This is a genomic window from Variovorax sp. 54 (genome assembly GCF_002754375.1).
In the GTDB taxonomy this organism is placed as follows: Bacteria; Pseudomonadota; Gammaproteobacteria; order Burkholderiales; family Burkholderiaceae_C; genus Variovorax.
Window position 1 is genome coordinate 2,820,815 of the sequence record NZ_PEFF01000001.1, and the last position, 12,571, is coordinate 2,833,385.

The 12,571-nt window shown below is 67.1% G+C and carries 17 protein-coding genes; 1 reads left to right on the plus strand and 16 read right to left on the minus strand.

Annotated elements, in window-relative coordinates; all coding sequences use genetic code 11:
- From kdpF to CLU95_RS13105, 15 genes are all read right to left on the minus strand, one after another.
- Positions 1-99 carry a K(+)-transporting ATPase subunit F gene (gene kdpF / locus CLU95_RS13040; RefSeq protein ID WP_056576794.1) on the minus strand — a complete coding sequence of 33 codons (99 nt, stop codon included), beginning with the start codon at positions 97-99 and terminating at the stop codon, positions 1-3.
- Entirely contained in the window at positions 96-236 is a 141-nt protein-coding gene (locus CLU95_RS30880) for a hypothetical protein (RefSeq protein WP_180288594.1), read from the minus strand. The genes kdpF and CLU95_RS30880 overlap by 4 nt, the downstream gene beginning before the upstream one ends.
- 113 nt (positions 237-349) lie before the next feature.
- Positions 350-697, minus strand: a complete 348-nt coding sequence (locus tag CLU95_RS13045; protein ID WP_143605991.1) for a hypothetical protein — start codon at positions 695-697, stop codon at positions 350-352.
- An 8-nt stretch (positions 698-705) separates the two neighbouring features.
- Positions 706-1,695 (minus strand): DUF3829 domain-containing protein, encoded by a 990-nt coding sequence (locus tag CLU95_RS13050; protein ID WP_180288595.1) that lies wholly within the window; start codon positions 1,693-1,695, stop codon positions 706-708.
- Positions 1,696-1,891: 196 nt separating this feature from the next.
- Positions 1,892-3,007, minus strand: a complete 1,116-nt coding sequence (locus CLU95_RS13055; protein ID WP_099793695.1) for a YeeE/YedE family protein — start codon at positions 3,005-3,007, stop codon at positions 1,892-1,894.
- Between the two features lie 41 nt (positions 3,008-3,048).
- Entirely contained in the window at positions 3,049-4,773 is a 1,725-nt protein-coding gene (gene soxB / locus CLU95_RS13060; protein WP_099793697.1) for a thiosulfohydrolase SoxB, read from the minus strand.
- Between the two features lie 19 nt (positions 4,774-4,792).
- On the minus strand, positions 4,793-5,446 hold the full coding sequence (soxX, locus tag CLU95_RS13065; protein ID WP_062473846.1) for a sulfur oxidation c-type cytochrome SoxX: 654 nt from the start codon (positions 5,444-5,446) through the stop codon (positions 4,793-4,795).
- A 12-nt stretch (positions 5,447-5,458) separates the two neighbouring features.
- Entirely contained in the window at positions 5,459-6,262 is an 804-nt protein-coding gene (gene soxA, locus CLU95_RS13070; protein ID WP_099793698.1) for a sulfur oxidation c-type cytochrome SoxA, read from the minus strand.
- Between the two features lie 67 nt (positions 6,263-6,329).
- Complete coding sequence (gene soxZ / locus CLU95_RS13075) at positions 6,330-6,641, minus strand: thiosulfate oxidation carrier complex protein SoxZ (RefSeq protein ID WP_172438442.1); 312 nt, start codon at positions 6,639-6,641, stop codon at positions 6,330-6,332.
- Positions 6,642-6,688: 47 nt separating this feature from the next.
- Positions 6,689-7,147, minus strand: a complete 459-nt coding sequence (gene soxY, locus CLU95_RS13080; RefSeq protein WP_099793700.1) for a thiosulfate oxidation carrier protein SoxY — start codon at positions 7,145-7,147, stop codon at positions 6,689-6,691.
- Between the two features lie 19 nt (positions 7,148-7,166).
- A complete protein-coding gene (locus CLU95_RS13085; protein ID WP_099793702.1) occupies positions 7,167-8,222 on the minus strand; it encodes a c-type cytochrome in 1,056 nt (351 codons plus the stop codon).
- Entirely contained in the window at positions 8,206-9,570 is a 1,365-nt protein-coding gene (soxC, locus tag CLU95_RS13090) for a sulfite dehydrogenase (RefSeq protein ID WP_099793704.1), read from the minus strand. Before soxC ends, CLU95_RS13085 begins: the two co-directional genes overlap by 17 nt.
- A gap of 19 nt (positions 9,571-9,589) precedes the next feature.
- Complete coding sequence (locus tag CLU95_RS13095; protein ID WP_218967438.1) at positions 9,590-9,907, minus strand: c-type cytochrome; 318 nt, start codon at positions 9,905-9,907, stop codon at positions 9,590-9,592.
- Positions 9,908-10,051: 144 nt separating this feature from the next.
- Complete coding sequence (locus CLU95_RS13100) at positions 10,052-10,525, minus strand: hypothetical protein (RefSeq protein WP_257214616.1); 474 nt, start codon at positions 10,523-10,525, stop codon at positions 10,052-10,054.
- On the minus strand, positions 10,522-11,481 hold the full coding sequence (locus tag CLU95_RS13105; protein WP_099793706.1) for an MBL fold metallo-hydrolase: 960 nt from the start codon (positions 11,479-11,481) through the stop codon (positions 10,522-10,524). Before CLU95_RS13105 ends, CLU95_RS13100 begins: the two co-directional genes overlap by 4 nt.
- A gap of 111 nt (positions 11,482-11,592) precedes the next feature.
- Here CLU95_RS13105 and CLU95_RS13110 point away from each other — a divergent pair, with 111 nt between their 5' ends.
- Entirely contained in the window at positions 11,593-12,006 is a 414-nt protein-coding gene (locus tag CLU95_RS13110) for a DsrE family protein (RefSeq protein ID WP_099793708.1), read from the plus strand.
- A gap of 40 nt (positions 12,007-12,046) precedes the next feature.
- Here the strand turns inward: CLU95_RS13110 and CLU95_RS13115 are convergent, their stop codons facing one another.
- A complete protein-coding gene (locus tag CLU95_RS13115; RefSeq protein ID WP_099793711.1) occupies positions 12,047-12,373 on the minus strand; it encodes an ArsR/SmtB family transcription factor in 327 nt (108 codons plus the stop codon).
- Positions 12,374-12,571: the final 198 nt, after the last annotated feature.

Sequence of the window (12,571 nt, forward strand, 5' to 3'; positions counted from 1 at the left end):
TCAGAACTCCTCGGCGCAGATCAGCGCGAACACCAGGTAAGCAAACAGGACCACGGCGACCAGTGCGCCGAAGCCGTACAGGACTTCGAGGCCGATCACGATGCATCTCCCTGCGTGCGTGTATCAGCAACGCCCGCGTGCGGCTTCTGCGGCCCTTCGAGCCGGTTCAACCCGACGACCATGGCCGCCACCACGGCCCACAGCGCCAGCAAGGCGCCCATCCAGACGATGTCCATTCATCACTCCTGCAAACAAGATGAGATGAGTCTCGGCAGGCGTGCGTAAAACCGGGGGAAAGAGTGGGTGGGGGGGCGTAAAGAAAGCGTAAAAACGCGGCGCTGGCGCAGGCTCAGTGCGCCATCCACCGCCCGTCGTCACGCTGGCTGAGGAAGTAGCCGGCGCGGCCGACGCCCGGGTCGTCGACCGATTTCTCGTTGACGATGTCCATCTCGGCGCGCGCGATCAGCCAGGTGCCGCCATGCTTGCCGTTGGACCATTGGAAGCGGTGGAACCGCGCATCGGAGCCGATGTAGAAGGTGTGCTGCAGCGGCGACGCGCCGTAGTTGCGGAACGCGGAGACGGGAATCTGCTGCGTCTCGCGGGCGCTGCCACATCCCGCCAACCCCGTCGCAATGAGAAGCGCCGCGACCCCAAGGGCTGCGACGCTGCCACGCGAAAGAAGCCGTGCGGTGCCCATGCCCTGGGTCAGCGGCCGAAGCCGCGGTTGTACGACCCCACGGCGGAGTTGTAGTAGCTCACGATGTTCTTGAACGTCGACGGAAACTTGCTGTCCTTGAACGTCCGCCATTGGCCGATCATGTTCAGCAGGCTGCCGTGCAGCGACTCGTAGTTGTAGTTGGGCGCCTTGCCTGCTTCCCCCTTGGCCTTGGCTGCGGCCTTGGCTTCTTCCAGCGCCTTGGAGAGTTCTTCGAGCGAGGCCTGCAACTCGCTGGCCGCCGCATCGACCTTGGCGACGGCGTCCTTGTTCTTCATGCCGTCGATCTGGTCGAGGCTGTTGACGAACTTCTTGGCCACCGCCATCGACGCCAGCGTGTGGTAGTTGAGCAGGTCGCCCTCGGCCTTGAGCTTGGCCATGCGTTCGGTGCGCGACGCCTCCTGCACGCGGTCGAGTTCGCTGCCCAGCGTGTCGATGCTGGCCAGCAGGCCCTTGAAGGCGGCGTTCATGTCGGCGTCGGCCGCGCGGCCCTTGACCCACTTGTCTTCGAGAAAACTCTTGGACCTGTAGTACGGGTCCATCGGCGTCCAGACGGCGACGAGCTTCTCGCCCGTGGCCACCACGCCGTCGACGGCCGCGTCGAGCGCCGCGTCGCCCGAGCCGCCGGCGCGTGCCTTCTTCAGGTCGTCCGCGATGGACTGCACATCGGAAGGGCTGCCATAGAACGAGTTCCCGCTCGGCGACTTGCCGTTCACGTTCATCTGCACGTAGCTCTTGTACTTGGCGGCGACGCTGCGGTTGTCGTCGATGAGCCGGTTGTAGGCCTGGCTGTAGCTGGTGCGGGCCGCGGCCTGCTCGCGCGCCGGGTCCTTGGCGGGCTGGGTCTTGCCCGATGCGGACTGCGAAGGCGATGGCGACGGGGCCTTGGTGTCGTCCTTGCAGGCTGCGAGCACGGCGCAGAAGCACAGGCTCAAGGCAAACAGGCGCGTGCGCGCCGATCGGTTGTTGTGCGCGGTCATGCGCTCTCCCTCGGTTGTGGTTGTTCGGTGCCGGCCCGGCCATGCCGCATCGAAGAAGGGCATCGCGCGCAAGGGCGGCGTCGGGTGCGAAAAATGATAGCCAGCACCACCGCCTCCGCGCGTCGCAAACGCGCGAAAAGCACGCGGCGCACCGAACTAAATTGTGAGGATTCGCTTCAGGGCCGCGCCTGAAAAATCAAAGCGTGCGTTCGAGCTGCCAGCTTTGGTACTTCAGGCTTACCACCGCACCGATGACAATGCCCGCAATGGCCGGCAGGCTCGCGATGCTCAGCGTCGACAGCGCGCTCAGGCCCTGCCCGATGGTGCAGCCCATGGCCGTGACGCCGCCGATGCCCATGAGCACGGCGCCTGTCGCGTGGTGCGCGAGGTCGCCGGTGTTGACAAACCCTTCCCAGCGGAATTCGCGCGACCACAGCGCATGCAGTGCGGCGCCCACCACCACGCCGGCCACCGACACGATGCCGAGCGTGAGCCGCTTGTTGGCGTCGCTGTAGAACATGAGCCAGTCGAGCGCGTAGGCCACCGGCGTGACGAAGCTCAAAGCTTCGGCGCGGCCGGAGTTGGTGGCGAGGAACACGTGCTCGAGCGTGAGCGGATGCTCCTCGACCACCGCCCAATGCCCGCTGAGCCACCATGCACCGACGACCAATGCGCCGATCAGCATGCCGCCGACGAGGCTGCGCACGTCGCGCGTCGCGCGGCCCCATGCGGCCCACACGAGCAGCGCACCGCCGAGCACCAGGCCGAGCGCGAGGCGCAGCGACGATGCGTTGAGTTGGAAGGATGCGGCCAGTACCTCGGGCAGCGACGCGTTCACCGCGAGCTCCACATGCACCGCATCGACAGTCGCAACACGCAACACCGCGGTGATGCCTTTCAGCGTGGCGAAGGCCGACACACCCATGAGCACCAGCACCACCAGCGCCTTGAGGTTGCCGCCGCCCAGGCGCACCAGCGTCTTGTTGCCGCAGCCCGAAGACAGCACCATGCCGACGCCGAACAGCAGGCCGCCGACCAGCGCCGCGAGCCAGAGGATCTGGTGCGAGGCGTAGAGCGTGCGGTCGGCATCGACGAGCCCCGCGAACACGAGCGCCGAGAAGCCGATGAGCGCGACGCCGCCGGCCGCGGCCCACTGCTTCACGCGGGTCCAGTCGCCGAGCGCCACCACGTCGCTGATCGCGCCCATGGTGCAAAAGCGCGTGGCGCGCGCGACGGCGCCGAACACCGCCGACAGCACGAAGGCCGCCACGAGCGCGAGCGTGGTGAGAAGGGAAACCTGCTCGATGGACATGCCCCGATTCTAGGGAGCGCCCCACATGCGGGGCGCTCGATTCAGGCCAGGCCGGGGTTCGGTGCGATGTTCTTCAGCACGGGTTCGTCGAGCCGGCGCGTGGTCACGACCTTGCGCGACTTCAGCCACGGCTCGATGACTTCCCACACCGGCTTGTTGCCGGCGGTGCGCGCCTCTTCGCTCACGGGCGCCCAGCCCGCGACCTTGTAGCTGCGGCTGGCGTCGATGGGCTTGCCGCCCAGGCGCATGTCCTGGATGCGCTGGCCCATGGCGGCGGTCGGGTCGCAGGTGTACTGCAGCCCGCCCACGCGCACCATGTCGCCGCCCTGCTGGTAGTAGGGGTCGGGGTTGAAGAGGTTGTCGCAGACGTCCTCGAGCACGGTCTTCAGCGTCTCGCCGGTCATCTGCGTGACGGTCGCGTACGAATACGTGGTGGCCGTCATGTCCATGAGCCACTCGCGCGTGATCGCCTGGCCGGGCAGCAGCGAGGTGCCCCAGCGGAAACCGGGTGAAAAGGCGATGGGCGCGTCTTGCACTTCCATGAGCGCATCGAGCAGCAGCTGGTCGCCGGTGCCGTTGAAGTTGCCGCGCCGGTACAGCGCGCCGTCGGTGTGCGCGAGGGTTTCCGCAAGCTTGGCTTCGTAGGGCGCGCGCACGCGGGTGATGAGCGCGTCCATCTCCTTGTCGGCCGGAATCAGGTCGGAGAACACGGGCAGCAGGCGGTAGCGGAAGTCGCTCACCTTCTTGCCCTTGACGTCGAAGTCGATCACGCCGAGGAACTTGCCGTTGGAACCGCCGTTGACCACGATGGTTTTGCCGCCCGCATTGCTCACGAGCGTGGGCATGGGCGTGCCGTCGTGCGTGTGGCCGCCCAGGATGGCGTCGATGCCGGTGACGCGGCTGGCCATCTTGAGGTCGACGTCCATGCCGTTGTGCGACAGCACCACCACCACCTGCGCGCCCTTGCCGCGCGCCTCGTTCACCACGCGCTGCAAGTTGTCGTCCTGGATGCCGAAGGTCCAGTCGGCCACCATGTAGCGCGGGTTGGCAATGGGCGTGTACGGAAAGGCCTGGCCGATGATGGCGCAGGGCACGCCGTTGATCTCGCGCATCACATACGGCTTGAACACCGGGTCGCCGAAGTCGGCCGTCTTGACGTTCTGCGCGACGAACTCGACCTTGCCCGCAAAGTCTTTCTCGATGATCTGCTGCACCCGCGCCATGCCGTAGGTGAACTCCCAGTGCCCGGTCATCACGTCGACGCCAAGCAGCTTGCAGGCATCGACCATGTCCTGCGCATCGGTCCACAGCGACGTGGCCGAGCCCTGCCAGGTGTCGCCGCCGTCGAGCAGCAGTGCGCCGGGGCGGCTGGCCTTGAGCTGCTTGACCAGCGTGGCCAGGTGCGCGAAGCCGCCCACCTTGCCGTAGCGCTGCGCGGCCTTGTCGAAGTCGAGGTAGGTGAGCGCATGCGCCATGCGCGTGCCGGGCTTCACGCCGGCGGCTTTCAGCAGGTGCTCGCCCACGAGGTGCGGCACCTTGCCGCGCATGGCGCCGATGCCGATGTTGACGCCCGGCTCGCGGAAGTACAGCGGCTTGAGCTGCGCATGGCAGTCGGTCATGTGCAGCATCGACACGTTGCCGAAGGCCGGCACGGTGTACATGCCGTCGAGGCCGGCAGCCACGCTGCTGCCGTGGCGGCCCAGGCCCAGGCCGGCGACAGCGCCGGCACCGAGCATCTGGACGAACTCGCGCTTGGAAAGGTTCATGAAGAAGAAAGCCGGACGCTCAGCGGTTGACGGGAGACTGGGGGTCAAGCAGCAAGCCCATCACGTCGCGGATCTGCTTCTCGTTGAGGATGCCGGAGTGGCCGACGCGCGGCATGTTCGAGCAGGCGTTGTAGGCACGCGCGTTCCACAGCTTGCCCCAGGTGTATTCGACGATGGGCTTGGAAGCAGCGCTGGCCGGGTCGCTCACGCCGCGCAGCTTGCCGTAGTGGTACAGGCTCGGGCCGAGCGTGCCGAAGGAGATTTCTTCCTTCGACATCTGGTGGCAGTTGTAGCAATTGCCGCCGTTGGCGGCATTGGCCGCGTCGGTCCAGGTGAGGCCGCGGCCGTTCTGCGCGATCTTCTCGCCCTCGCGCCAGTCGCCGACGAACTTGCCGTCAGAAGGCCAGCGCACGGTCTTCATGTTGGCCGCCTCGATCTCCTTGGTGCGTTGGTCGTCCAGCGGCTTGCCGCTGGCCTCGGCTTCGCTGCATGCGAGGTTGGCCGGGTCTTGCACGAGGCGGTCGACCTTGGCGATGCCCTGGTCGCGGAAGGAGCGCTGCAGCGCGTCGGCGGTGAGCTTGTCGAGCTCGGCAGCGCTGTCGACGGACGCGCAACCGAACACGGTGAGCGCGCAGGCCACGGCGGCCAGGCCGAAGAAATGATCAGACTTCATGGCGTGGCTCCTTCAGCGCTTGATGGCCGGTGCGGTCGTCTTGCCGCCCTGGCCGTTGACGCCCATGTACACGGCCAGCGCCACGGTCACGTCGCTGGCATAGCCCGGGTACGGAAAGCGCTGCTGGCGGAAGCAGTCGTTGAGCCGGCGCTGCATGCCCCACAGCTCGCCCGACGACACGCGGTAGGCCGGCCAGGCGCCGAAGCCTTCACCCGCGCCGGGGTTCTTCGTGAGGTTGGGCAGGTCTTGCAGGCGGATGCGCTTGCCGTCGGCGCCGTGGCAGGTGGCGCAGGCAAAGTCGTGCGGGCCGGCGCGCAGGAAGAACAGGCGCTTGCCCACTTCGTACGCGCGGCGTTCGCTGGCATGCGACTGCGGCAGGTTCAGCGGCAGGCCTTTCGACTCGGCCGAGATCCACGCCACCAGCCCCTCGAGGTTCTTCTGCTCGCCCTGGCCGAACGGCGTCTTGGCGATGGCGGCGGCGTCGAAGCCCTGCAGCGTTTCCATGCAGGTGAGCAGGCGCGACTCCATGTCCTGCACGCGACCGGTGTCGGGAAAGTAGCGCGGCAGTTCGGCGAATGCGCCCTTCACCACGCCCGGGCCCTTGCCGAGGTCGCACTTCTCCATCGACGCGGCCTTGGGGCCGCGCTTCTGTTTCCAGAGGTCTTCGCCCTTGGCCTCGAACAGTTCGGCGGGGTTGCCGTCCTGCAGCAGCGCGCGGTACTCGGCGATGCCTTCGGCCGTGGTCTTCTGCGCCGCGGCGGGCAGCGCGATGCTGCCGGCCAGCACCAGCAGGCTCAGGCATGTGGTTGTCCTCATGGGGCCGCCTTTTTTTCTCGTGGGGAACACAACACGCGAGCGAGCGCTCGCGTGGTCGAAGAAAGCGTCAGCTGACGGTGGCTTCGTCGGTGCGGGTGTCGCCGCGGTTGTCCTTCCAGGTCACGGCGATCTTGTCGCCGGCCTTTGCGCCCTTCAGCGTGAACTGCATGAAGGGGTTCTTCGACACCGCCGGGCCCCAGTCGGCCGTGAGCACGGTCTTGCCGTTGAGCGAGGCCGTGACCTCCTGGATGAACCAGGCGGGAATCGTCTTGCCGGCGGCGTCCTTGCGCTGGCCGGTTTCCATTTCGTGCGCCATGAGGATGCGCACGGTCGTCTTGTCGCCCGCGGCCTGGGCGCGGATGCGCATGGGATCTGCCATGGTGGTCTCCTTCTTCTCGTCGTGTTCTTGTGTGTGAAGTCCGTCGCTCAGCCGCCGCAGCCGCCGAGCGTGACCTTGACTTCCTTCTTGGCGAAGAGCGCCTTGCCGTCGTTCATGACCGCGATCGCGTACACGTCGGACGACTGGCCCAGCTTGGCGCGCGTGGTGAAGTTCGACTCGACGAACTCCGAGGTGTTGAAGATCGCGACCACGGCGTTCGGGTTCTTCTCGACCAGCAGCATGAGCTGCTTCACGCCGGGCAAGGCGGTGGCCACGCTGAGCGGCACCACGGCGCCGTTCTCGGCGATGTCGGGGCCGGTGATGGTGACGTCCTTGCTCTCGGTGGGCGCGCCGGTGACGCCGACGGCCTTGAGCGCGTCGGCCACGCTCTTGGCGTCGAAGGCGTCTTTCGAATACGCGAACGCGGTGGCGGGAAGCCAGCCGACGGTGGCCGCCAGGCCTGCGAGGGCGGCGGACTGCGTGAGCATCTGTCTGCGGTTTTTCATGGGGTTGTCTCCTGTCGAATCATGGTCCGGCGCTGTCGGCGAGCCAGCGTGCGATGGCCTTGGCATCATCGTCGCCGAGGGTCTGCGGCGGCATCGGGATCGCCCCCCAGACACCGGTGCTGCCCGCCTTGATCTTCTGCAGCAGGTGGTCGGTCTGGCCGGGGTACTTTTTCGCGATGTCCGAGAAGGCGGGGCCGACGAGTTTTTGCGTCATGCCGTGGCAGGCGGTGCAGCTGTTCTTCTCGAGCAAGGCGACGGGCACCTTCGGTGCTGCGGCGGCCGGTGCGCTGGTCTTCACTGCAGCAGCGGGCGCGGCGGTGGCGATGCCGCGCTGCGCGCCCACCAGCCGGTTCTGGTCGGCGAGGTTGCCGTGGCTGCCGCGCGCATGCGGCGGCAGTTGCGTTACCGACGATGCGGCCGGCACGCAGTCGCGCATGCAGGCCACGGCCGACACATCGGGCTTGGCTGCGCGGCCGAGTTCGTTGCCGGGCCACATCGCGTGCGCGGTGGTGCCGCCATTGCGGTTGGGCATGCGGGCCTGCACCTCGCGGATGTTCTTGTCGGACAGCGTGAAGTCGTCGGGCACGATGCCGCCGAGGTTCAGCATGTAGGCGGTGACGGCATACACATCGTCCGGCGTCAGCGACTTGGGCTGGTTCCACGGCATGGCGCGGTACACGTAGTCCCACACGGTCGACAGGCTCGTGACCTTCATCAGCGTGGTGCGGCCGGGGAACGCCGGGTCTTTCAGGCGCGCGACGTGGCCGCTCTTGATGTCTTCTGCGGTGGTGCCGCCGACGATCGGGCTGAACACCTGGTTCGATTCGCCGAACACGCCGTGGCACGAGGCGCACTTGCCTTCCCACAGGTCCTGCCCGCGCGTGACGGAGCCCGAGCCGGGCGGCAGGCCCTTGAAGTCGGGGCGCACGTCGATGTCCCACGCGGCCACTTCCTTGGGCGTGGCGTCGCGGCCGATGCCGGCGTAGCCTGCCGTCTTCGGTTGTGCCCATGCCGCAGCGCCGACGCCGCAAGCGAGCGCAAGAACGAGCAGCGTGCGCTTAGGAAAGCTGGACATTCGCCACCTCCCCGTTCGCCTGCACCTGCCACGACTGGATGGCGTTGTTGTGATAGATCGAGCGTGTGCCGCGCACCGCGCGCAGCTGCTTGTAGCTGGGCTGCACGTAGCCGGTGTCGTCCATCGCGCGGCTCTGGATGATGGCCGGCGTTCCGTCCCACACCCAGTCGATGTTGAAGCGCGTGAGGCACTTCGAGAGCACGGGCGATTCGAGCCGTGCGGTGCGCCAGTTGCGCCCGCCATCCACGCTCACGTCCACGCGCTTCACCGAGCCGCGGCCCGACCACGCGAGGCCGGTGATGTTGTAGAAGCCCTTGTCGAGCAGCATCTGCCCGCCCGAGGGCGTGGTCACGACGCTCTTGCATTCCTGGATGCTGGTGTACTGGCGGTGCTGGCCGTCGGGCATGAGGTCGACGTAGTGCACCGTTTCATCCTTGGCGCCGTAGGGCTGGTCGCCGAGTTCGATGCGGCGCAGGTACTTGACCCAGCTCACGCCCTGCACGCCGGGCACCACGAGCCGCAGCGGGTAGCCCTGCTCGGGCCGCAGCATCTCGCCGTTCTGGCCGTAGGCCACGAGCACTTCGCCGGAGCGGATGAGGCTCATGGGAATGGTGCGCGTCATCGACGAACCGTCGGCGCCTTCGGCGAGCACGAAGCGCTCGCCCTTGAGGTCGGCGCCCGCCATCTCGAGCAGCGTGATCAGCGGCACGCCGGTGAACTCGCTGCACGACAGCATGCCGTGCGTGTACTGGGCCGTCGGCACCGCAACGTTGCCCCACTCCATGCCGGTGTTGGCGCCGCACTCGATGAAGTGAAAGCGCGACACCGACGGCAGCCGCATGAGCTCGTCGAGCGTGAAGACCTTCGGCGTCTTCATCATGCCGTTGACCATCAGCCGGTGCTTGGACGGATCGATGTCCCACCAGCCCTGGTGGTGCCGCTCGAAGTGCAGGCCGCTGGGCGTGACGATGCCGAACAGCGACTGCAGCGGCGCGAACGACACCGAGGCCTGCGCGGTCGGCGTGAGCCCCGGGCTCTGGCGGCGCTGCACGTTGGCTTCGTACTTGGAAGGCTTGCCGTAGCCGTCGGTGACCACCGGCTGGCCGAGGCCCGTGCTGTGCGCGGGCAGATTCAATATGGCAGGGTCGCCGTCGCCCACTGCGGTGCGCGTTTGCGCAAGCGCGGACGACGTGGCCGCCGTGCCTGCAACGGCGGCGGCGAAGGCATTGCGGATGAAGTCGCGCCGCCCCTTGCCGGCTTCGGCGAAGACGGCACGCACGCCCTGTGCGTCGAGAAAATTCTCGGGTGCCTTGCGCACCTGCCCGGTCTGCTGGATGCTGCCGCTCATGGCGTCGCGTCCGTGCGCCTTACTTGGCGCCACCCAACACCCAGGCGGCCAGCGCCTTGGCATCGGCCTCGCTCATCGCAGGCTGCGCGGGCATGGGCACGGCACCCCACTTGCCGGTGCTGCCCTTCTGGATGCTCGCGGTGAGCACAGCGAGCGCATCGGCCTGGCCGGTGTACTTCTTCGCGACGTCGAGGTACGCGGGGCCGACCAGCTTCTTGTCGACCGCGTGGCAGGCGAGGCAGGCGTTCTTCTGGGCCAGCTCCTTGTTGGCAAGGGCCGGTGTCGACAGCAGCAGGGTGGTGACAGCAACGGCGAGCGACGGCAACAGCAACTTCAAATCGGTCTCCTCGAAACGCGCCCCGAAGCGGCTGGTTTCATCGTTAAATAAGTAAATCGTTATGTATTGATTTTAGGGACGATCGTGCACAAGGGAAGGGCTTTGCTCTTGGGGGAAACCCGTTCGGTTTCTCCATGCATAACGTCAGCTGCGGACGGCGGTGCGCGCTTGCTGCAGGCGTGCTTCGAGGTAGGCGCCGTAGAAATCAGAATCGCCACCGGTCAGCCGTTCGGCGACCTCGCGGCCGTTGCGGCCGAAGAAGAGCACGGTCGGTGCGACGGTGACTTTCCACGCCTTGATGAGCGCGTCGTGCGTGCGCGCTGTGCCATCGAAGTCGCGCACGGTGCGCGCGTCGCGAAAGTCGATCTGCACCACGGGCAAGCCGGCGGCGACTTCGGGCACGAGGTAATGCTCGCGCACGATCTTGCAGAAGGGACAGCCCTGCAGGCTGGCCATGACGACCAGCGGTTGCGAGCGGGCCAACGCCGCCGCGAGTGCACCGGTCAGCGAAACGGGCGCGGGCAATTGCTGCACCTCAGCCGCATGCACAACCGTCGGCGCCACGCACCACGCGGCAAAACCCGCGACGAGCTGCCGGCGCGTGCGGTCGCCGGTCATCGCGCCTCCTGCTCCAGCAGCAGGTAGGTGTTGTAGGCGTTCATGCGGTTGGCCACCTTGAACAGCGGCCAGGCCTCGAAGCGCGACCAGTCGGTGGCCGCGTAGGCCTCGTCGAAGGGCGTCATCTCGGTGGCGGCCTTCTGCATCGCGCCGCGCAGGAAGACGAGGTAGTCGCGCGTCTGCCGCAGGTCTTGCGCCGGGTCGTCCGACGCGGGGCCGTGGCCCGGCACGATGGTGCGCGCGTCGAGTGCGAGCAGCGCGTCGAGCGACGTGATCCAGTGCCGGCTGTCGGCCGAGCCCACGTAGGGCGTGCGGTTGCGGAACACGATGTCGCCGGTGAACAGCACCTTCTGCTGCGGCAGGAAGATGGCCAGGTCTTCGGGCGTGTGCGCGGGGCCCGCGGGCTGGATCACGAAGCGCGTGCCGCCGATCGTCAGCTCGGTGCGGCCGTCGATCCACACGTCGGCCGGCACCAGCCGCGTGCGCTCGTCGATCCACGGCGCGAGCTCCTGGCGCGAGGCCTCGAGCCGCAGCCGTGCGGTATCGGACGTGAGGTAGGTCTTGCCCCGCGTGTGCGCCACGATCTGCGCGCCCAGCGCCTTGAACACCTGCAGGCCGTAGATGTGGTCGGCGTGGTAATGCGTGAGGATGACGTGGCTGATCGGCTTGGGCGTGAGCTTGCGGATCTCGGCCACCATGCGCTCGGCAACGGCGGGCGAGCCGAGCGCGTCGATCATCACGACGCTGTCGCGCGTGATGACGAAGCCGGCGTTCGAGATGAAGTTCTGGTTCTCCTTCGAGCCGAGCGCGGGGATGCCCTGCACGTAGTAGATGTCGGGCGCCACCGGCAGCGGGCGGATCTCGGGAGCGGCGAACGCGGCACTGGCGCTCAACCAGAGCGCAGCGCACATCAACAGCGCCTTCGCGCGAACGGCGGTGGGCCGGCACGGGAACATCGTGGGTCGTCTCCTGCGGGCTGGGCGGCGAGGGCCGCGGGCTTGCCCGGCTGTAAATATAAGCAGAAGATGATATTTTGCGGGCAACGACAACAGCCAGAGGGTTTCCCCATGAGACACGCATTCATCGCTTTCCTGCTCGCCATGGTCGCCACGTTCGCGGGCGCGCAGGAGACCAAGGTGGTCTACCACGTGAACACCGGCGTGGAGAACAGCGCAGCCATCCTTGCGAACATCACGAACCACCTGAACGCAGACCCGAAGGCGAAGATCGTCGTGGTCACGCACGGCCCCGGCATCGACTTCCTGTTGACCGACGCCAAGGACAGCAAGGGCCGCGAGTTCAGCGGACCGGTGAGCGCACTGGCCGGGCGCGGCGTGGAGTTCAAGGTGTGCAACAACACCCTGACCACGCGCAACATCGACGCGGGCAAGCTGCTGATGGAAACCAAGATCGTGCCCTCGGGCGTGGCCGAGGTGGCGCGGCTGCAGGCGAAGGAAGGCTACGTCTACCTGAAGCCCTGAAGTTCAGAAGCCGGCTGACGCCGGCCTTCTTCTCTTCTTCTTATTCCTGCTCGATGGCGATCTGCACGCAGATGCTGCGGCACAGCGCCACCACGGTTTCGTTCGCGATGCTGTAGTAGATGCTCACGCCGTCGCGGCGTCGTGCGAGCACGCCTGCCTGGTAGAGCGTGTTCAGGTGCTGCGACATGTTGGGCTGCGTGGTGTCGATCTGCGCGAGCAGCTCGCTCACGTTCTTCTCGCCGTTGCACAGCAGGCTCACGATCTTCAGCCGCATGGGCGCGGCCATGGCCCGGAACAGGTCGGCGGCAATGTCGAAGACCTCGTCCTCGGTGACAGCCGAGGACTTCTTGCGGGGTTTGGTGGCCATGCTGAATAGGTTCATGCGCAGGTCGCAATGTACATCGGCCCTTGGCGGCACGAGCGATGTCCCGGCGGCCGCACGGCGATTGCACGCGGCCGCCGCGTCACAAACGCGACGGGCTGCCCGTCTTCGGGATGCGGGGATGTCCCCGCGCCACCACCCGGAGCACCCCGCATGCACGCAACGCAAAAGATAGCCCTGCCC

Bases quoted from the DNA above. Each gene is read 5' to 3' on its own strand.
- soxZ (WP_172438442.1), bottom strand. From the start codon at position 6,641: ATGGCAGATCCCATGCGCATCCGCGCCCAGGCCGCGGGCGACAAGACG.
- CLU95_RS13105 (WP_099793706.1), bottom strand. From the start codon at position 11,481: ATGTTCCCGTGCCGGCCCACCGCCGTTCGCGCGAAGGCGCTGTTGATG.
- CLU95_RS13085 (WP_099793702.1), bottom strand. From the start codon at position 8,222: ATGTCCAGCTTTCCTAAGCGCACGCTGCTCGTTCTTGCGCTCGCTTGC.
- CLU95_RS13100 (WP_257214616.1), bottom strand. From the start codon at position 10,525: ATGACCGGCGACCGCACGCGCCGGCAGCTCGTCGCGGGTTTTGCCGCG.
- CLU95_RS13045 (WP_143605991.1), bottom strand. From the start codon at position 697: ATGGGCACCGCACGGCTTCTTTCGCGTGGCAGCGTCGCAGCCCTTGGG.
- soxY (WP_099793700.1), bottom strand. From the start codon at position 7,147: ATGAAAAACCGCAGACAGATGCTCACGCAGTCCGCCGCCCTCGCAGGC.
- CLU95_RS30880 (WP_180288594.1), bottom strand. From the start codon at position 236: ATGGACATCGTCTGGATGGGCGCCTTGCTGGCGCTGTGGGCCGTGGTG.
- CLU95_RS13115 (WP_099793711.1), bottom strand. From the start codon at position 12,373: ATGGCCACCAAACCCCGCAAGAAGTCCTCGGCTGTCACCGAGGACGAG.
- CLU95_RS13050 (WP_180288595.1), bottom strand. From the start codon at position 1,695: ATGACCGCGCACAACAACCGATCGGCGCGCACGCGCCTGTTTGCCTTG.
- soxB (WP_099793697.1), bottom strand. From the start codon at position 4,773: ATGAACCTTTCCAAGCGCGAGTTCGTCCAGATGCTCGGTGCCGGCGCT.
- CLU95_RS13110 (WP_099793708.1), top strand. From the start codon at position 11,593: ATGAGACACGCATTCATCGCTTTCCTGCTCGCCATGGTCGCCACGTTC.
- soxA (WP_099793698.1), bottom strand. From the start codon at position 6,262: ATGAGGACAACCACATGCCTGAGCCTGCTGGTGCTGGCCGGCAGCATC.
- soxC (WP_099793704.1), bottom strand. From the start codon at position 9,570: ATGAGCGGCAGCATCCAGCAGACCGGGCAGGTGCGCAAGGCACCCGAG.
- soxX (WP_062473846.1), bottom strand. From the start codon at position 5,446: ATGAAGTCTGATCATTTCTTCGGCCTGGCCGCCGTGGCCTGCGCGCTC.
- CLU95_RS13055 (WP_099793695.1), bottom strand. From the start codon at position 3,007: ATGTCCATCGAGCAGGTTTCCCTTCTCACCACGCTCGCGCTCGTGGCG.